Genomic DNA, 18,119 nt, shown 5'->3' with positions numbered 1-18,119 from the left:
CGAGACGCTATGACCTCGAGTCGACTGGAGGTCAAGCTGTAGATTCGGCGGATGACCACTACGAAACTCTTGGGTATCGGCGCGGTGAGCGAGCGGACCGGGGTGTCCGTCTCGACGTTGCGCTTCTACGAGCAGGAGAAGCTGTTCTTGCGCCCGGTCACACGGGACGGTGCGGGACGGCGGCTGTTCGCCTCGGACGAGGTGGACTGGATCACCGTCTGCAAGAAGCTGCGCTCGTCCGGCATGCCGCTGCCGCGCATTCGCGACTACGTCGACCTCGTCCGGCAGGGACCGCGCACACGGCCGCAGCGGCTGGAGATCCTCAGGGAGCACCAGCGGGCCGTCGCGTCCCGGGTGGCCGAACTCCAGGAGGCGTTCGACATCATCGACAACAAGGTGCGTTTCTACGCCGAGCACTCGGCCGAGGCCGTGGGCGACGACCTGTGGCTCGACATGCCCGACTGCTCCGCCGTGTCGGGAGCGCGGGTGCCGGAGTAGCGCTCCCCGGTGCGGTGGCACGGCCTCGGGCGACAGCGCATGACGGAGCGCACCTGGGGTGGGACCGTTCCTGAACAGTGATCAGAAGTGACCCTGAGGGTCACTTTGGCACTGCACCCATCCCGAACGGTTCTGGATGGGCTGGGTCACCGCGTTCCTGCCCCGTCCGGCCACGCGCATCGTGTGCACGCTCCGTGACGGGTGGGCGGTTTCCCTCACGCCCACAACTCCCCGGTGCGGCCTGGATGGTCCGATGCCCCACACCATCACTCCGGTGGTGTGGGGGCGGTGCCGTCCGTCGCCGGACCGGGTGGCCCTGGGCGCGCCTGCCGACCGCGATGCTGGCCGCATCGTGCCGGGAGACCTTCCTACGTTTGGTGGTCAGGGGTCGTTGCCAGTGTTGGGCGCCCCACCGGGAGGTGTATGCGGGGTCCACGGCGATGACCGCCACCCCCAGGGTGTGGGCCATCGACACCAACCGGGAGCGCAGACGAGCGGTGGGAAAACCACTGATCAGCTGCCGGAACTTCTTACGCCGTCCGTGCTTCTCCCGGGACTTGTCCGCAGAAAAGTCCAGGTCCTCCACGGCGATGGCCCGCACACCGTGTGTGGTGGCCCAGCGCAGCAGCCGGGACAGGGCATGGCGTACCTGCGCGTCCCGGTGGGAGGCGCTGCCGGACAGGTCGAACTCAAAGCGGTGTGGGTTCCCGATCGGGTTGCCGTGGGTGTCGAGCCGCCAGGCGGCCAGGTGGTCGGCGTTGGCGTCCACCCCCACCACCCCGCGGGCCAGCGCCGCTTGCAGAGGCAGGGCAGGCACCGCCTGTGGGGTCCAGGACGCGCTCACATACCACCGGCTCCGGCCGGTATCCAGGTGGAGGCGGTAGGCCACCGCCCCATCAGCCTCGACCCGATCAGCCCACTCCGCGCCCCGGTGAGCGAAGGCCACCCGGCCCGAGAGCACATACCGACCGTGCGCGGCGTTAGCCAGGCCCGCTAACGGGGCGGGCAGCCGGATACTGACCTGCCCCTCGGGGGTGATGCGGATGGTCTCGTTGCCGTAGCGTTTGCCGGACTCACCATCAGCTTGGAGGAAGAAGCGTGCGGCCTCCCACCGGGCCCGCCACTGGGCCTGGGTGAGTCCGGCCTGGTCCAGGTGGTGGCGGGTGTGCAGCAGCCGTTTGCCGCCACGCACCACCCGTACACGGCCCTCCTCCCAGTCAGCCACCGCCACCGCATGGCGATGCTCCAGGGCGGCCAGGCGTCGGGACTTGGCGTGCCACTCCTGACGACAGGCGTACCCGCCCGGCACACCCCGGGTGCCCTTGGTCCCGAGGGGTTGGGACAACCGGTGGCGCAGGGTGTCGATCCCGGCCTGGAGGCGGTGCAGGTGGGCGGCCTGGCTGCGGCGGGCCAGCGCCCACTGCTCGTTGGAGGCCTTGGTCATGGCTCCGGCCCACCGCGACGAGGACTCAGGGGTCAGCTCCCGTTTGCGGGCGGCCCAGGAGTCCTTGCCGTGGCCGGTGCCGTGCGCGGATCGGGCGGCCAGGTCTGTGGAGGCGAGCGATCCCAGGTGTGCGCCCACCGCCCGCAGTACCGCTTCGTCCTCAGGGGTCAGGCCCTTGAGCCGGTCACGCACACTCACCCCGGTCGGCGCGGGGACCAGGAACGGGTCGGCGAGGGTCCGCAACCGCCGCGTGCCGGTACCTGCCATCTCGCCTCGCCTCCTGACCCTGCCGATTTCGTCGTTGTGTTCGATACGACCGTAGCCAGGACCGGGGGCGCTTGTCCGGAGAATCAGCGAACTCCTCCGACGGAATTTTATCGGCGGACCGTCCACCGGGGCGGGGGCACACACCACACACCGCTTTCCGACAGCAGCACATGATCACTCCTGCGCTCTCGTGTGCGCTTGAGTGGCCTTTCGATCCAACAGCTAACAACCCCCTACTTCCAGGAAACCACCGCGACACCGGCTCGGGACACCCCTGATCACCGTCTGTGGACAACCGGTGCGAACTCCGGTTCCCGGGGGCGGGGGCTTGCCGGATCCGAGAAACCGAATACAGTTCGGTTCATAACCGTCATCCAGGCCCTTGGAGGACCCCGTGGCCGAGGCATACATCGTCGGCGCAGTACGCACCCCCGTCGGCACCAGGAAGGGCGCCCTGGCCGCCGTGCACCCGGCGGACCTGGGCGCGCACGTGCTCAGGGAACTCGTCTCCCGGACCGGGGTGGACCCGGCCGCGGTCGAGGACGTCATCATGGGCTGCGTCAGCCAGGTCGGGCCGCAGGCGCTCGACCTGGCCCGCACCGCCTGGCTCTCCGCGGGCCTCCCGGAGTCCGTCCCCGGCGTCACCATCGACCGCCAGTGCGGCTCCTCCCAGCAGGCCGTCCACTTCGCCGCCCAGGGCGTCATGTCCGGCACCCAGGACCTCGTCGTGGCCTCGGGTGTGGAGAACATGGGCATGGTGCCCATGGGGGCCAACGTCCAGTACGCCCTCGACAACGGGCTCGGCCTGTACGGCGACGGATGGGTCGAGCGCTACGGCCACCAGGAGATCTCCCAGTTCCGCGGCGCCCAGCTCATGTGCGAGAAGTGGGGCTTCGAGCGCGAGCAACTGGAGGAGTTCGCGCTGGAGAGCCACCGGCGCGCGGCCCGGGCGCTGGAGGCGGGCCACTTCGACGAGCAGATCGCCCCCCTGGCCGGGGTGGAGCGCGACGAGGGCGTGCGCCCCGACACCACCTTGGAGAAGATGGCGGGCCTGAAGCCGCTGCGCGAGGGCTGGGCGCTCACCGCCGCCGTGGCCAGCCAGATCTCCGTCGGCGCGGGCGCGGTCCTGATCGCCTCCGAGCGTGCGGTCGAGCGGCACGGCCTGACCCCGCTGGCCCGGATCGTGCAGCTCTCGCTGGTGGGCGACGACCCCGTGTACATGCTCACCGCGCCCATTCCGGCGACCCGCGTCGCCCTGGAGAAGGCGGGCCTGGGCATCGACGACATCGACGTCACCGAGATCAACGAGGCCTTCGCGCCGGTGCCGATGTCCTGGATCCAGGAGCTGGGCGCGGACCCGGCCAAGGTCAACCCCAACGGCGGCGCCATCGCCCTAGGCCACCCGCTGGGCGCCACCGGCACCGTGCTCATGGCCAAGCTGGTCGGCGAGCTGCACCGCACCGGCGGCCGCTACGGCCTCCAGACCATGTGCGAGGGCGGCGGCCAGGCCAACGTCACCATCATCGAGCGGGTCTGAACTTTCCCGGCTCGGAAGCCTGTGTGCTCGCATGCGAGCACACAGGCTCTTTCCATGGAGCAGGTCACGCGGAGGGCGGAGAACGCGCTGGTCCAGCGTGTGAGGCGCATGGCAGAATGTCGTGGCGTCAGTATGAACGAGTACATGACACATGTGCTGAGCACCGCGGCCGACCCCGAACCCGTGACCGGAGAGGCGCGGGTGATTCGCGCGAAGCTCGCCCAGGCGGGGCTCCTCGATTCCTCGGGGACGCCTCGGACACGTCCCAGCAGAGAAGCGTTCGACAGGGCACGTCGCGCATCCGGTCGCGGCAGCTCCCCAGCGGAGACCGCGTCGGAGGAGCGGGATCGAAAGCCCTGGGGTAATACCAACGAGGTATTACCCTGGTCTCATGAGAATCACCGAAAAGGGTCAGGTCACCATCCCCGTCGAGGTGCGCAGGAGCCTGGGACTCAAACCAGGGGACGAGGTCGAGTTCGTCCTGGACGGTACGGGCGCCCGAGTCGTCCGTTCAGCGTCCACGCGTTCTCGAGGGCGACGTCTCGTCGACCGCCTCCGAGGCAAGGGTGACGTCGCGCTGTCCACCGATCAGATCATGGCCCTGACCAGGGGAGACGATGATGACGAGGGATGAGGCCGAAGTGTCGTGCGTGGCTCCTTCCCACGAGGAGCCGACGGTCACCCTCGTCGACGCCAACGTGCTGCTGGACGTCTTCACCGAGGACCCGGTCTGGGCGGAATGGTCGACCAGGGCGCTGGAGGAGGCGGCGGATCAGGGCCCTTTGGTGATCAATCCCCTTATCTACGCTGAGGTGTCCGTACGTTTCAGCCGGATCGAGGAACTCGATCAGGAACTCACCGACGACTTCGTCCGTGCACCCCTGCCCTGGGAGGCGGCCTTCCTCGCGGGGAAGGCCCATCTCCAGTACCGCAAACAGGGCGGGAACAAGACCACACCGCTGCACGACTTCTACATCGGTGCTCACGCCGCTGTCAGCGGCTTCCAACTCCTGAGTCGGGACGCCCGCAGGTTCCGGACCTACTTCCCCACGGTCAAGCTCGTTTCACCGAACTAGATTCCAGCGCCGGGCCGCCGACGCCGTTGGACAGGCCCAGCCAGGCGGCCATCTCGGTCAGCTGCTCGACCAGTTCGGGCAGCGTCTCGGCGGGCGCGTCGTCCTCCAGTGTGATCCGCTGCGCCAGCAGGGTCCCCGAGGCGCGGTCCGCCTTGAGGTCCACCCGCGCCACCAGGTCCTCGCCCAGCAGGAACGGCAGCACGTAGTAGCCGTGCACCCGCTTGGCGGCGGGCACGTAGATCTCCAGCCGGTACCGGAACCCGAACAGCTCCTCCGCCCGGTCGCGCGTCCACACCAGCGAGTCGAACGGGCTCAGCAGCGCCCGCGCCCGCACGCTGCGCGGCACCCGGGCGTCCCGGTGCAGGTAGGCCGTGCGGTCCCAGCCCCGCACCCGCACCGGCACCAGCTCGCCCGCCTCCACCAGGTCGGAGACGGCCGCCCGGGACTCGGTGGACTTGAGCCGGAAGTAGTCGCGCAGGCACGCCTCGGTGGCCACCCCGTGCGCGCGGGCGGCGATCGACACCAGCTCCCGGTGCGCCTCCTCCGGGGTGGTCTCCGGCGCCGCGTACACCTCCGGCGGCAGCACCCGCTCGGGCAGGTCGTAGAGCCGCTCGAACTGCGCGTTGCGCCCGTTGGAGGTCAGGTCGCCGACCCAGAACAGGTACTCCAGGCACCTCTTGACCTCGGACCAGTTCCACCCCCAGTGGTCCTTGGCGCGCGGCACGTCGTGCGCCAGCCCCGCCTCCACCTGCCGGGCGCTGGCCGGGCCGATCCGCACCACCTCCTCCAGCACCGCCTTGACCAGCTCGGGCTTCTCCTCCCGGATGCGGTCCATCCACCCCACGCGCTCCTGGGCGCGGTTGCGCTCCATCCGGTGGCGCATGAGCTGGCGGGTGGAGGGCGGCACCAGGCTGGCCTCGTGCGCCCAGCACTCCACCAGCCGCGCGGCCCCCGAACCGGTCGCGGAGGTGGTCGCCCGGTCCAGCAGGGCGGTGTCGTAGGCGCCCATGCGCGCGAAGACCGGCAGGTACTGGCTGCGGGCCAGCACGTTCACGCTGTCGATCTGGAGGATGCCCACCCGGCGCACCACCCGCGCCAGGTGGGCCAGGGTCGGCTTCCCGGCGGGCCGGGGGTCGCTGAACCCCTGTGCGGCGAGCGCGATCCTGCGCGCCTGGGAGAGGGAGAGTTCCGCGTCGCGGCGGGGGTGCGGTTCTGCCATTGCGCCACCGTAACCCCGACCGACGACAGTCCGCCCTCCCGGGCCGCGGGGCCCGTGCGCCGGACCGGCGGGGAGCGCCGAAAAACCTTTGACCCAATGCGAACCTCCGGGGGTGGAGAGCCGTCCAACAGAACGCGACAAGAACCACCGGGCACGTGCCGGGAGTCGCGCACGCCCCGGTGCGGAGGACGGCCGCACCGGGGCCACGACCGTCCCCGTGCCCCGCGCCCCCGAGGAGCGGGGCACGAACGGTCGCCTCCTCGCATTGTCCCCGTCGGGGACCCCGCGTTCCCGTTGTCCACAGGGCTGTTATCCCCTTCCCGGTCGCGGGCCCGCCCGCGCGGCGGGATGTCCCCCCGATGCGACAGCATGTCCGCCATGGACAGTTTCGAGGAGTACCGCGACTCGGCCCGCCGGAACGGCGTACCCGACCACGCCGTCGACACGGCCCTGCGCCTGGCCCGCCCCCAGATCGGGCTGGGCCCCGCGGACGGGGGCGGCGGGGTCCTCGCCGGGCGGTACGGCGGCCGTCCCGTCCTGCCCCCGGACGTCGACTGGAGCGGCTTCCCGGACCTCATCGCCTCCGTGGACTGCGCGGCCCTGCCCCGGGACGTGCTCGACCTCCCGCTGCCGCAGGACGGCCATCTGCTGTTCTTCGCCAACCGGCGCGACCCGGAGGGGTCCGCGGGCGACGGCGCCGTGGTCCACGTCCCCGCGGGGGCGGCCGCGACCGAACGCACCCCCGAGGAGGGCACACCCCACACGGACCCGTACCCCCTCTACGCCCGGTCGGCCTGGAGCATGCCGACGGGTGTCGACGGCGCCGTCGTCGCGGACGGGGACACCGAGCGGGTCTACCGGGAGCACCGGTTGGAGCAGTACGACCGTGCGGAGCACGTGCGCCGGTCCGACCTGATCCTGGGCGGGTACGCCTACTCGCCGCAGGACCCGCCCTTCGTCCAGACCCCGGCCGACTACGAGCGGGACGGAGGGGAGCGCGTGCTGCTGGCCCAGGCCCGCTACGAGATGTTCGGCGCCCCCGGCTGGACCGGGTACGCGGTGTGGGTCATGTACCGCCACGACCTGGAGGCGATGGACTTCACGAAGGCGGTGGGCGGGGTGCTGGGCTCCCACCCCTGACGGTCGCGCGGCCGCCGCGGCGGCGCGGTCCGCTCCGCGCGGTCCCGGCGGGCCCGCGCTCGCGGTCGCGGACACGCGGGGCCGCCTCCCCGGCGAGGCCGGTCCCGTCGCCGCCATGGCCTAGCCTTCTGCTGTGCGTATCGCGACATGGAATGTGAACAGTGCCCGGGCCAGGGCCGAGCGGATCGGCGCCTGGCTGGACCGGAGCGACGTCGACGTCCTCGCTATCCAGGAGACCAAGGCCCGGGACGACCAGTTCCCCGCCTCGGTCCTCACCGACCGCGGCTACGAGGTGGCCCACCACGGCCTGTCCCAGTGGAACGGGGTCGCGATCGCCTCCCGCGTCGGCCTGGAGGACGTGCGGATCGGCTTCCCCGGCCAGCCCGGCTACGGCGACCCCGAGGAGGCCGAGGCCCGCGCCATCGGCGCCACCTGCGGGGGCGTGCAGGTGTGGAGCCTGTACGTGCCCAACGGGCGCGAGGTCGACCACCCCCACTACGCCTACAAGCTCCGCTGGCTGGAGGCGCTGCGCGAGGCGGGCGCCGCCAGCCTGGCCGCCGACCCCGACGCCCAGATCGCCTACGTCGGCGACTTCAACATCGCCCCGCGCGACGAGGACGTGTGGGACATGGCCGCCTTCGAGGGCAGCACCCACGTCACCGAGCCCGAGCGGGTGGCTTTCGACAAGCTGGTCGGCGCCGGGTTCGACGAGGTCGTGCGCGCCCACACCCCCGGCCCCGGCGTGTACACCTACTGGGACTACAAGGGCCTGGCCTTCCCCAAGCGCAGGGGCATGCGCATCGACTTCGTGCTCGCCTCCCCGGCGCTGCGCGACCGCGTCAGCGGCGCGAGCATCGACCGCGAGGAGCGCAAGGGCAAGGGCGCCTCCGACCACGCCCCGGTCATCGTGGGCCTGGACGGCGACGGCGGCGGGGCCGTGGCCAGGGAGGCGGCCAAGTGAGTGCCGCGGCGCCGCGCGTGGCGGTCTTCGGCAGCGTCAACATGGACCTGGTCGCCTACGTCGAACAGGTTCCCGCCAGCGGGGAGACCGTCACGGGCACGGCCTTTCGCCAGGTGCCCGGCGGCAAGGGCGCCAACCAGGCCGTGGCCGCGGCCAGGGCCGGGGCCGACGTGGCCTTCCTCGGCGCGGTGGGCGAGGACTCCTTCGGGGAGGACCTGCGCGCCAACCTCGTCGGCAGCGGCATCGACGTGTCCGGGCTGCGCACGGTGCCCGGGGCGTCGGGGGTGGCGCACATCGTCGTGGACGGCGGGGGCGGCAACTCGATCATCGTCGTGCCCGGGGCCAACGGCGAGGTCACCGGCGTGGCCGCGGGCGACCCCGGGATCATCGGGGGAAGCGCCGCCCTGCTGCTCCAGCTCGAACTGCCCATGGAGGCGGTGGTCTCGGCCGCGCGCGCCGGCCGCGAGCTGGGCGTCCCGGTCTACCTGACCCCGGCTCCCGCGCGCGAGCTGCCCGCCGAACTCCTGGAGTCGGTGGACGTCCTGGTGCCCAACCAGCACGAGGCGGCCGCGATCACCGGCCGCGCCGAGCCGCGCGAGGCTCTGGCCGCGCTGCTGGAGCTGGTTCCGGAGGTGCTGCTGACCCTGGGCGAGGACGGATCGCTCCACGGCCGCAGAGGGGAAGAGCCGCTGCACGTTCCCGCGCGCCGGGTGGAGGCGGTGGACACCACGGCGGCCGGGGACGTCTTCTGCGGGTCGTTCGCGGTCGCCCGCGCTGAGGGCCGCACGCCGGAGGAGGCCATGCGGTTCGCCGCCGCGGCGGCCGCGCTCTCGGTCCAGCGGCACGGCGCCAGTTCGTCGATGGCCTCCCGGGACGAGGTCGAGGCGCTGCTGGGCGGCTGAGTCCGCCGCCGCCCCTCCCCGGCTTGCGCGGGGTCCCGGCCGGTCGGGCACGCGCTCCTCAGGGCGCGTGCCCGATCTGCCGGAGGAAGGGGGCGGGGTCCTGGTTCTGGAGGCGCACCTCCAGCACGATGTCCACGGTGTCGCCGACCATGCGGCCTCCCCAGGGCACCGGCCCGCCGTCGCCCACGCCGAAGTCCGAGAGGCGGATCCGGGTGGTGGCGGAGAAGAAGTGGCCGTGGGTGTCCTCGGGGGAGGCGTAGTCCGGGGCCTCGCCCACCCACTGGGCGTCCAGCACGGTGGGCACGGTCGTGCCGTGGATGGTCAGGTCGCCGTGCAGGCGGAAGGCGTTGGGGTTGCGCCCGCCCGCTTCCAGCCCGGTGGAGACGAAGCGCAGCTCGGGGTGGTGGTCCACGTCCAGGAAGTCGGGGGAGCGCAGGTGGGCGTCGCGCGCGCCCACGCCGGTGTTGACGCTGGCGGCGTCGAGGACGACCTCCACCGCGGACCGTTCGGGCTCCTCGGCGACGGCGACGCGGCCCCAGGCCTGGCCGAACGTGCCCTGGACCCGGCCGAAGCGCAGGTAGTGGGCGACGAAGATCAGGCTGGAGTGCAGCGGGTCGAGGTACCAGGTGCCGGGTCCGGGACCGACCTCCGCGGGGGCGGTTGTCATTACCGATTTCTCCCTTTTGTCTTATCTGAGGCTTTTGTCCACATACTTTAGATCTGACGCCCGGACGGGGAACGGAGTTCCGGCCCGGTGGGGGGCGAGATCTTCGACTCGGTGGCCGCGCACGCACTGAAACCGCCTCTGACGAGCCGGTTCGCCGCGTGTGAGATCCCCCGGGCGGTTCCCGGCGACCGGAACCGGTCAGCCGCGCGACGGCGGACTGACACGGCACGCGAAGGGCCGCGCACCCACGGCCGCCGGCGCACCCACGGCCGCCGACGCGCACGCGACAGGGCCGGAGCGCACACGAAGGAGGCCGGGGCGGCACCGCCCCGGCCTCCTTCCCGCACGCGCGCCCGGCGGGCCCGCGTACGCTCCGCTACATGTGCTCGGGAGCCTCCACGCCCAGCAGGTCCAGACCCTGGACCAGGACCCGGAACGCCACCGCGACCAGCGCCAGGCGCGACTCGCGCTCGGCCTCGTCGGAGGCGGTCAGCACCGGGCAGTGCTCGTAGAAGGCCGTCAGGGACTGCGCCAGCTCGAACAGGTACGTGGACAGCCGGTGCGGCTGGAGCAGGTCGCCGACCTGCGCCACCACCGCGCCGAACTCCAGCAGCTTGAGGGCCAGGTCGCGCTCGGCGCCCTCGGAGACGCTGATGTCCCCCCTGGCCTGCGACAGCTCCAGGCCGCCCTTGCGGAAGATCGACCGGATCCGGGCCTGGGCGTACTGGAGGTAGGGGCCGGTGTTGCCGGTCAGGGCCAGCATCCGGTCGAAGTCGAAGGTGTACTCGGTGTCGTGCGCGACCGACAGGTCGGCGTACTTGACCGCGCCGATGCCCACCTGACGGGCGATCTCGGCCTGGCCCTCGGCGTCCAGGTCGGGGCGGTTCTGCGCGACCACCGCGGCGGCGCGCTCGATCGCCTCGTCCAGCAGCGCCATGAGGCGCACCGGGGCGCCGCTGCGGGTGCGCAGGATCTTGCCGTCGCTGCCCAGCACGTTGCCGATCTGCACGTGGACGGTCTCCACGCCCTCGGGCAGCCACCCGGCCTCGCGGGCGGCGGCCCACACCATCTTGAAGTGCATGGCCTGCGGGGCGCCGACCACGTACAGGATGCGGTCGGCCTTGAGGTCGTCCACACGGTGGCGGACGGTGGCCAGGTCGGTGGTGGCGTAGCCGTAGCCGCCGTCGCTCTTGCGCACGATCAGCGGGACGGGCTTGTCCTCGCGGCCGGTGAAGCCCTCCAGGAACACGCACAGGGCGCCGTCGCTGATCTCGGCGATGCCCTTGGCCTCCAGCTCCTCGCACACGTCGGCGAGCGCGGAGTTGTAGCTGCTCTCCCCGGCCAGGTCCTCGTCGGTGAGGGTCACGCCGAGCTTGGCGTACACCTTGTTGAAGTAGGCCTTGGACAGGCCGACGAGCTTGCGCCACAGGCGCAGCGTCTCCTCGTCGCCGCTCTGGAGGGAGACCACGCGGCGGCGGGCGCGCGCGGCGAAGTCGTCGGGGCCGGGGCCCGAGGAGTCGAACTTGGTCCGGGCCGCCTGGTAGAAGGCGTTGGGGTCGGTGGTGACCAGGTCCGCCTCGGGGGAGTCCTCGCCCACCTCCAGCAGGTGCTCGATGAGCATGCCGAAGGGGGTGCCCCAGTCGCCGATGTGGTTCTGGCGGATGACGTTGTGGCCCAGGAACTCCAGGGTGCGCGCGAGCGCGTCGCCGACCACGGTGGTGCGCAGGTGCCCGACGTGCATCTCCTTGGCCACGTTGGGCGCGGAGTAGTCCAGCGGGATGTTCTGGCGCTCCTGCTCGGGCACGCCCAGGCGCGGGTCGTCCAGGAGCCGGCGGGTCTGCTCGGCGATCCAGTCCTCGCGCAGCGTCAGGTTGATGAAGCCCGGCCCGCTGACCTCGACGTCGCGGCAGACGTCGGCCACGTCCAGGTGCTCCATGATCGCCGCGGACACCTCACGCGGCTTTCGGCCCAGACGCTTGGCGAGCGCGAGCGCGGCGTTCGCCTGGTAGTCGGCGAACTGGGACGGGCGGATGACGGGGTCGGTGTCGGCGAACTCGGGGCCGAAGGCGGCGCCGAGGGCGGACTGGACCCGTCGCGAGAGTACTTCCTGCGGGTCGGCCATGCCCCAAGCGTACCGACCGGAGCCGCCCCTCCCGGCCCGTCAGCGATCCTCGGTCTGCTCCGCGCCCCGCTGCCCCGGCGCCTCGGACTGGGCCAGGCGGTGCAGCCAGTTCGGCGGGCGGCTGTGCACCCGGCGGCGGATCTGCTCCCCGATGCGGCCGCCCGCCAGGTCGTTGGCCAGCTGGCAGGCCCGGGCCACGCCCTTGGCCCGGCTGTCTCCGTGCGCGATCACCACGGTCCCGTTCAGGCCCAGCAGCGCGGCGCCGCCGTAGGTCTCGCTGTCCAGCCGCTCGCGCAGGCCCCGCAGCGCCTTGCGCTGCAACAGCGCGCCCGCCTTGGCCGCGGTCGAGGAGGTCAGCGCAGCCTGCACGGCCTCCATCGCGAACGCGGCCGTGCCCTCCACCGACTTCAGCGCCACGTTGCCGGTGTGGCCGTCGGTCACCACCACGTCCACCTTGCGCGCGAGCAGGTCGTGGCCCTCGATGTTGCCCCGGAAGTCCATCGCCGGGGGCCCCTCCGCGGTGGCCGCCAGCAGCTCCGTCGCCCGGCGCACGAGCTTGTTGCCCTTGCCCGGCTCCGAGCCGATGGTGAGCACGCCCACCCTGGGCCTGCGCACCCCGAACGCGGTCTGGGCGTACGCGCAGCCCAGGTGCGCGAACTGCACCAGCATCTCGGGCTTGGCGTCGGCGTTGGCCCCGGCGTCCACCATGATCGTGGGCGTCTCGCCGGTGGGAAGGGTCACAGCCAGCGCCGGGCGCAGCACTCCGGGCTGGGTGCGCAGCCGCACGGTGGAGGTCGCCACGATCCCGCCGGTGGAACCGGCCGAGACCAGGGCGTCGGCGTCGCCCCGGCGGATCAGGCGGCAGGAGACGGCCGCGCTGGAGCGGGGCCGCCGCCAGCTGGCCAGGGCGCCCTCGTGCATGGCCAGGTTGTCCTCGGCGTGCACGACGGGGATGTCGCGCAGCGCGCCCTCCTCGGCGAGCAGCGCGGCGATCTCGCTGCGCCGTCCCACGAGCAGGACGCGCAGGCCGAGTTCGCGGACGGCGAGCACGGCTCCCCGCACGATCTCGACGGGCGCGTTGTCGCCGCCCATCGCGTCCACGGCGATGATCGGCGGGGACGAGCGCCGCGCGACGGACGCCTCCGCGTCGGGTGTACCAGTCAACTGTTCCCTCACGGGTGTGGTGGGCGGACGCGGAGACACGGTATCGGGTCGCGCGATGGCGGCACCGTCGGGCACTTTCGTCTGCTCATGCGAGGATACTTCCCGTATGTCCAGGTCAGGACTGGACTTCCTGCATGATGGATAAAAGTCCCTAAACGGGGTATATCCGCTCGCTGCCCCGGGGAGTAATCACCCTCCGGCGGCACGCGACAACCACATCGAACACCTCCCGGTGGTCCGCCGGTGCGCACGCGCGCCGGAACCACCGGATCAGGGCTGCCCGCACCAACCCGGCGGGCGCCCTGCTCACCCGCAGAAAGGAGAGGCGTGAGCGTTACGCCAGACGTGGCAACGTCCCCGTCCGCCGGACGTCGGTTTCGTGCCTACACGACGAAACACCTCGACGAGCTCACCGCGCGAGCCGGGCTCGCCGCCGACGAGCGGCTCGCCGTGCAGGCGGTGGCCACCGTGCTGCCGTTCCGGGTCAACAGCTACGTCGTCGACGAGCTGATCGACTGGGACGCGGCTCCCGACGATCCGATCTACCGCCTGGTCTTCCCGCAGGCGGACATGCTGCCCCAGGACGACGTGTCCCGGATCGCCGACCTGCTGCGCTCTGGCGCCCAGCGCAAGGAGCTGAACGAGGCCGCCAACCAGATCCGCGCCCGCCTGAACCCGCACCCCGCGGGCCAGATGGACCTCAACGTGCCCAAGCTGGCCAACGAGGAGCCCATCCCCGGCGTCCAGCACAAGTACAAGGAGACCGTGCTCTTCTTCCCCAAGCAGGGGCAGACCTGTCACGCGTACTGCACGTACTGCTTCCGCTGGGCCCAGTTCGTCGGCGACGCCGACCTGAAGTTCGCCTCCAGCGAGATCGACCAGCTCGTCGACTACGTCCGCTCGCACCCCGAGGTCACCAGCGTCCTGTTCACCGGCGGCGACCCGATGATCATGGGCGAGGGGGTCATCTCCAAGTACATCGAGCCGCTGCTGGAGATCGAGCACCTGGAGGCCATCCGCATCGGCACGAAGGCGCTGGCCTACTGGCCGCAGCGCTTCGTCACCGACCCGGACGCCGACGACACCCTGCGCCTGTTCGAGAAGGTCGTCGCCTCGGGCAAGAACCTCGCGTTCATGGCCCACTTCTCCCACCCCAACGAGATGCGGCCCGAGCTGGTCCAGGAGGCGGTGCGCCGCATCCGCGCGACCGGCGCCGTCATCCGCACGCAGGCGCCGCTGATCCGCACGATCAACGACGACTCCGCCGTGTGGGAGAGCATGTGGCGCACCCACCTGCGGCACGGCATGGTCCCGTACTACATGTTCGTCGAGCGTGACACGGGTCCGCAGGACTACTTCGCGGTGCCGCTGGCGGAGGCCTACGAGATCTTCCGCGGCGCCTACAAGAAGGTCTCGGGGCTGGCCCGCACGGTGCGCGGCCCGTCGATGTCGGCGACCCCGGGCAAGGTGTGCGTGGACGGCGTCACCGAGGTGGCGGGCCAGAAGGTCTTCGTCCTGCACTTCATCCAGGCGCGCGACCCCGAGCTGGTCGGCAGACCCTTCTTCGCCGAGTACGACGAGAAGGCCGCGTGGCTGTTCGACCTCAAGCCCGCCCTGGGCGCCACCCATCTGCCGTGGGAGCAGCCCCCGGTCGGCGCGTCCGGCGGCCTGGTCGACCCCACCCGCCTGTAGCACGGCCCGGCGCCGCGCGCGCCCCGGCCCCGAGGCCGGGGGAGGAGCGGACGGCGGTCCCGTCCCAGGGGAATTGGAGCGTCCCTGGGGCGGGCCCCGTCCGCCGCGCGCGGCCCCGGACACAAGACGGAGCCCGGCACCGCGGTGGTGCCGGGCTCCGCTCGCGTCCGCGCCGTGGACGGAGTGCGGGCCGCCGGACGGGTTCGGGTGGTCACGGCGGCCCTCGACGCGGACCCTTTCCGGGATGGTCTGAGGGGCGGGGGAGTCGGGTCAGCTCAGGAGGGCGTCGAAGTCGCCGGTCTTGGCGCCGCGCACGAAGGCCTCGATCTCGGCGGGGGTGTAGACGAGGGCCGGTCCCTGGGGGTCGCGCGAGTTGCGCACGGCGATGTCCCCGTCCGGTAGCGCGGCGACCTCGACACAGTTCCCGTCCGGGTTGCTCCAGCTGCTCTTGGTCCAGACGACCTTCGGCAGACTGCCGGCGGGAACGCCGTTGTAGATCGGATGCATCTCAACCTCCTGGAACGTGGGGGACGCGTGAGCGGGGTGTGTCCACACGCGGCGGTCCAGTCCACCGCGCCCGTTGTGTCGAACCCCCGGCCCCCACCGGGAAGACGACCCCGGGCATGGGTGGCCCTGTCCCCCGTTGGGCTGTTTCATCCCGGGTGCGAGCCAAAGCGTAGCTTATGCACGTGCATTCGTACTTACGGCGGTAAGTACTTATGCAAGCGCGCCGGGTGGTTCGGAGGCGGAACCGCACGTCACACCCGACGCGTCGGGTTCGGAAGGGGTTCGGCCCCTGCGGATCGTTGTCCGGTCGTGGCCGAAGGCGGCCATCGGGGGGCCGATTTCATGTGCGCAAAGCGAACGCCCGGGCGCGGAGAGCGACCAGGCGTGGTGCGGCGGTGGGGGAGGCGGTCGGCGGGGCGGCGTGGCTCCCGGGGCGGGGGACCGTCGGGGTGCTCGGAGTGGTCGGAGGAAGGGCGTCCCGAGGCGGGTACCCCGGTCAGGGGCTCGGGAACCGGCGGGCGGGGGCGGGGATCAGGAGTAGCGCTCCAGGAAGCCGCGGAGGATCTCCTCCGTGGCGGAGGGCGGCGGCGCCTGGGTGGCGAGGTGGTCCATCGTCTGCGCGTAGCGGTGGGTGTCGTCGTACTTGTCGAAGTACAGGGCGCTGCTCAGCTGCTCCAGGTAGACCACGTCGGGCAGCTGGGGGGTGGGGAAGCGCAGGATGCTGAAGGGGCCGCCCGCGGCGGGGTGGCCGCCCATGGCGAAGGTGGCGATCTGGAGGGTGATGTTGGGACGGCGGGCCATCTCGACCAGGTGCTCGATCTGTCCGCGCATCACCCGGGTGTCGCCGTAGGGGCGGTGCAGCACGGCCTCGTCGATGACCGCCCACAGTCTGGGCGCGTCCGGTTCGACGAATCTGCGCTGGCGGCGCATGCGCATCTGCACGCGACTGTCCACGTCCTCGTCCGAGGTGGCGGTCCGGGACAGGCGGATGACCGAGCGCGCGTAGTCCTCGCTCTGGAGCAGGCCCGGGACGAACTGCACCTCGAAGGTGCGGATGACCGACGCGGCCTCCTCCAGGCCGACGTAGACGCCGAACCAGTTCGGCAGCACGTCGCCGTACTTGTGCCACCAGCCCTGGGCGTTGGCGCTGGAGACCAGTCCGAGGAGGGCCTCGCGCTGGTCCGCCCGGTCCACGCCGTAGAGCTTGAGCAGGTCGTCCACGTCGCGGCGCTTGAAGCTGACCTGGCCCAGCTCCATGCGGCTGATCTTGGCGTGGGAGGCACGGATGGCGTATCCGGCGTCGTGCCGCGAAATCCCCTTCTCCTGCCGCAGCCGCCTCAGCTGCGTTCCCAGGAGAATGCGCAGCACGGTGGGGCCACCGCTGGAATTGGCCAGGAAATCCTGGGTGACCTGTAGTTTCGGTGCTTCTTCGGCGACCACATCGCCTCCTGGGCAACGGCTGTAACGGCTTCGGTGCGGGCGACCGCTCAGTATACCCACGGGGTTCGGTTACGGACAGAGGCGGTCGGGGATTGGGTTGGGGCCTATGGGCCCCTTGCGGGTCTGGTGTAAACACGGATGCCCGTCTGTGAATTCTGCGCAGGGGATCTACCAATAAGGGCACTTCGTCCTATACCCTGGGCCGGACGTTGAGCTGCACGTGCATCTGTGTCTTACAGATGTAAGCCACGATGGCCCCGAGGACGGGTCAACCGACAGCGCACTCGTGAGGACCGTGATGAACGCAGAGCTGGTGTCCTCGGAGACCGACTCCGAGCCCTCCTGGAGCCGCCCCTCTCTCGCGGAGGCCTCCCAAGCACTCCTGGGCGGCTGGTGGGACGACCCACTGGGCCGCCTCTCGGTCGGGGAGCGCGCGCGGACCAGGGACGCCGCGGCGGGCGCGTTCGCGGCCTCGCCGGAGTCGGTGCGCCGGGCACGCGAGTTCGCCTCCGGGGTCCTGGAGGAGTGGGGCTTCCGCGAGGAGCTGGAGGACGTCCGGCTCATCGTCTCCGAACTCGTGGGCAACGCCTGCCGCCACGCCCTCCCCGAGGGCGGCGCCCCCCGCGGCCGCGTCGTGGTCCAGCTCCGCCGCCTCGACGGCGGGCGGGGCGGAGCGGTGTGCATGGTCGCCGATTCCAGCGAGAAAGCCCCGGTCAGAGTGGACGCCCACCATTTCGCAGAGTCGGGCCGGGGGCTCGGCCTCGTCTCCGCTTTCAGCCGGGAATGGGGCTGGGAACCGGTGCGCGGCCGCGGAAAAATCGTGTGGGCGATATGCGGTGGTGAGGGCTGACGCACGCCTTCGAGGCGATGTCGGAAAAGGCCTCCGGGGCTGTGGACGGCACCGGACGGGCCGCCCGGGAAGAGTAGGCTGTCAACGCATGTCGGCATTTGGCCGACCGCGTCCTGAGCAGAGTTCCCTACACCCGATCCCCGGAGCGAGGCGTGACCGTGCTGGACACGGAACAGGACCAGTTCGTCTGTGACGGGATCACCGTCGTCGAGCTGGGCGGCGAGATCGACATCGCCACCGCCGAGGAGGCGTTCACCCGGATCACGGCCGCCGCCGCCGACGGCTGCGTCGCGGTGGACCTGTCCGAGGTGGAGTTCATCGACGCCTCGGGCGTCAACGCCCTCGTGCGCGCCCTGCGCTTCGCCGCGGGGGCCCGGCACCACCTCCTCCTGGCCTGCCCCCCGCGCCAGCTGACCCGCATCCTCGACGTCCTGGGTCTGGGCGCGGTCCTGCCGACCCATCCCGACGTCCCCGCCGCACGCGCCGCCCACGACGGGTCGGGGCACGGAGCTCCGCGCTGATGGGAGCGTTCCCACGGGGGAGCGGAACCGGCCGCGCCGCCGACCCGGACGCGCGCCGCCCCCCGGACACACCGGCCCCCGGAAACGGCAGGGGGCGCGCCCGGCGCCGCGC

17 protein-coding genes are annotated in these 18,119 nt (G+C 71.7%); 10 read left to right on the top strand and 7 right to left on the bottom strand.

What is annotated here, in order from left to right; genetic code table 11:
- The first annotated feature begins 51 nt into the window (after positions 1-51).
- Positions 52-498 carry a MerR family transcriptional regulator gene (locus PV789_RS25560; RefSeq protein ID WP_274974911.1) on the top strand — a complete coding sequence of 149 codons (447 nt, stop codon included), beginning with the start codon at positions 52-54 and terminating at the stop codon, positions 496-498.
- A 100-nt stretch (positions 499-598) separates the two neighbouring features.
- Here the strand turns inward: PV789_RS25560 and PV789_RS25555 are convergent, their stop codons facing one another.
- Positions 599-2,209 carry a transposase gene (locus PV789_RS25555; protein ID WP_274974910.1) on the bottom strand — a complete coding sequence of 537 codons (1,611 nt, stop codon included), beginning with the start codon at positions 2,207-2,209 and terminating at the stop codon, positions 599-601.
- 394 nt (positions 2,210-2,603) lie between these two features.
- Here PV789_RS25555 and PV789_RS25550 point away from each other — a divergent pair, with 394 nt between their 5' ends.
- From PV789_RS25550 to PV789_RS25540, 3 genes are all read left to right on the top strand, one after another.
- Positions 2,604-3,746: an acetyl-CoA C-acetyltransferase gene (locus PV789_RS25550; RefSeq protein ID WP_274974909.1), complete on the top strand. Its 1,143-nt coding sequence runs from the start codon at positions 2,604-2,606 to the stop codon at positions 3,744-3,746.
- Between the two features lie 391 nt (positions 3,747-4,137).
- Complete coding sequence (locus PV789_RS25545; RefSeq protein WP_274974908.1) at positions 4,138-4,380, top strand: AbrB/MazE/SpoVT family DNA-binding domain-containing protein; 243 nt, start codon at positions 4,138-4,140, stop codon at positions 4,378-4,380.
- Positions 4,381-4,396: 16 nt separating this feature from the next.
- Complete coding sequence (locus PV789_RS25540) at positions 4,397-4,822, top strand: type II toxin-antitoxin system VapC family toxin (protein ID WP_274974907.1); 426 nt, start codon at positions 4,397-4,399, stop codon at positions 4,820-4,822.
- Here the strand turns inward: PV789_RS25540 and PV789_RS25535 are convergent.
- Positions 4,800-6,041, bottom strand: a complete 1,242-nt coding sequence (locus PV789_RS25535) for a winged helix-turn-helix domain-containing protein (protein ID WP_274974906.1) — start codon at positions 6,039-6,041, stop codon at positions 4,800-4,802. The two genes, PV789_RS25540 and PV789_RS25535, sit on opposite strands and share 23 nt — an antisense overlap.
- 369 nt (positions 6,042-6,410) lie before the next feature.
- Here PV789_RS25535 and PV789_RS25530 point away from each other — a divergent pair, with 369 nt between their 5' ends.
- From PV789_RS25530 to PV789_RS25520, 3 genes are all read left to right on the top strand, one after another.
- Positions 6,411-7,181: a DUF1963 domain-containing protein gene (locus PV789_RS25530; RefSeq protein WP_274974905.1), complete on the top strand. Its 771-nt coding sequence runs from the start codon at positions 6,411-6,413 to the stop codon at positions 7,179-7,181.
- Positions 7,182-7,314: 133 nt separating this feature from the next.
- Positions 7,315-8,142 carry an exodeoxyribonuclease III gene (locus PV789_RS25525; RefSeq protein ID WP_274974904.1) on the top strand — a complete coding sequence of 276 codons (828 nt, stop codon included), beginning with the start codon at positions 7,315-7,317 and terminating at the stop codon, positions 8,140-8,142.
- Positions 8,139-9,044 (top strand): ribokinase, encoded by a 906-nt coding sequence (locus PV789_RS25520; RefSeq protein ID WP_274974903.1) that lies wholly within the window; start codon positions 8,139-8,141, stop codon positions 9,042-9,044. Before PV789_RS25525 ends, PV789_RS25520 begins: the two co-directional genes overlap by 4 nt.
- A 58-nt stretch (positions 9,045-9,102) precedes the next feature.
- Here PV789_RS25520 and PV789_RS25515 read toward each other — a convergent pair whose 3' ends face one another.
- From PV789_RS25515 to plsX, 3 genes are all read right to left on the bottom strand, one after another.
- Positions 9,103-9,711: a YceI family protein gene (locus PV789_RS25515; RefSeq protein WP_274974902.1), complete on the bottom strand. Its 609-nt coding sequence runs from the start codon at positions 9,709-9,711 to the stop codon at positions 9,103-9,105.
- A gap of 376 nt (positions 9,712-10,087) precedes the next feature.
- Entirely contained in the window at positions 10,088-11,833 is a 1,746-nt protein-coding gene (gene argS / locus PV789_RS25510) for an arginine--tRNA ligase (RefSeq protein ID WP_274974901.1), read from the bottom strand.
- A 39-nt stretch (positions 11,834-11,872) separates the two neighbouring features.
- Positions 11,873-12,997 carry a phosphate acyltransferase PlsX gene (gene plsX / locus PV789_RS25505; protein WP_274974900.1) on the bottom strand — a complete coding sequence of 375 codons (1,125 nt, stop codon included), beginning with the start codon at positions 12,995-12,997 and terminating at the stop codon, positions 11,873-11,875.
- 345 nt (positions 12,998-13,342) lie between these two features.
- Between plsX and PV789_RS25500 the strand changes: the two genes are divergently transcribed.
- Positions 13,343-14,689, top strand: coding sequence for a KamA family radical SAM protein (locus tag PV789_RS25500; protein WP_274978254.1), 1,347 nt, complete (start codon positions 13,343-13,345; stop codon positions 14,687-14,689).
- A 270-nt stretch (positions 14,690-14,959) separates the two neighbouring features.
- Here PV789_RS25500 and PV789_RS25495 read toward each other — a convergent pair whose 3' ends face one another.
- Complete coding sequence (locus PV789_RS25495; protein ID WP_047868858.1) at positions 14,960-15,196, bottom strand: DUF397 domain-containing protein; 237 nt, start codon at positions 15,194-15,196, stop codon at positions 14,960-14,962.
- A 531-nt stretch (positions 15,197-15,727) separates the two neighbouring features.
- Positions 15,728-16,564: a Sco1979 family transcriptional regulator gene (locus PV789_RS25490; RefSeq protein ID WP_372491864.1), complete on the bottom strand. Its 837-nt coding sequence runs from the start codon at positions 16,562-16,564 to the stop codon at positions 15,728-15,730.
- A 370-nt stretch (positions 16,565-16,934) separates the two neighbouring features.
- Between PV789_RS25490 and PV789_RS25485 the strand changes: the two genes are divergently transcribed.
- Positions 16,935-17,486 carry an ATP-binding protein gene (locus PV789_RS25485; protein ID WP_274974898.1) on the top strand — a complete coding sequence of 184 codons (552 nt, stop codon included), beginning with the start codon at positions 16,935-16,937 and terminating at the stop codon, positions 17,484-17,486.
- 152 nt (positions 17,487-17,638) lie between these two features.
- Positions 17,639-18,007, top strand: coding sequence for an STAS domain-containing protein (locus tag PV789_RS25480; protein ID WP_274974897.1), 369 nt, complete (start codon positions 17,639-17,641; stop codon positions 18,005-18,007).
- Positions 18,008-18,119: the final 112 nt, after the last annotated feature.

This window comes from Nocardiopsis camelliae (assembly GCF_028993595.1).
Lineage (GTDB): Bacteria > Actinomycetota > Actinomycetes > Streptosporangiales > Streptosporangiaceae > Nocardiopsis > Nocardiopsis dassonvillei.
Note: the sequence above shows the minus strand (reverse complement) of the source record. Positions and strands in the feature narration are given on the sequence as shown.

Bases quoted from the DNA above. Each gene is read 5' to 3' on its own strand.
- PV789_RS25560 (WP_274974911.1), top strand. From the start codon at position 52: ATGACCACTACGAAACTCTTGGGTATCGGCGCGGTGAGCGAGCGGACC.
- PV789_RS25555 (WP_274974910.1), bottom strand. From the start codon at position 2,209: ATGGCAGGTACCGGCACGCGGCGGTTGCGGACCCTCGCCGACCCGTTC.
- PV789_RS25545 (WP_274974908.1), top strand. From the start codon at position 4,138: ATGAGAATCACCGAAAAGGGTCAGGTCACCATCCCCGTCGAGGTGCGC.
- PV789_RS25535 (WP_274974906.1), bottom strand. From the start codon at position 6,041: ATGGCAGAACCGCACCCCCGCCGCGACGCGGAACTCTCCCTCTCCCAG.
- PV789_RS25530 (WP_274974905.1), top strand. From the start codon at position 6,411: ATGTCCGCCATGGACAGTTTCGAGGAGTACCGCGACTCGGCCCGCCGG.
- PV789_RS25515 (WP_274974902.1), bottom strand. From the start codon at position 9,711: ATGACAACCGCCCCCGCGGAGGTCGGTCCCGGACCCGGCACCTGGTAC.
- argS (WP_274974901.1), bottom strand. From the start codon at position 11,833: ATGGCCGACCCGCAGGAAGTACTCTCGCGACGGGTCCAGTCCGCCCTC.
- PV789_RS25495 (WP_047868858.1), bottom strand. From the start codon at position 15,196: ATGCATCCGATCTACAACGGCGTTCCCGCCGGCAGTCTGCCGAAGGTC.
- PV789_RS25485 (WP_274974898.1), top strand. From the start codon at position 16,935: ATGAACGCAGAGCTGGTGTCCTCGGAGACCGACTCCGAGCCCTCCTGG.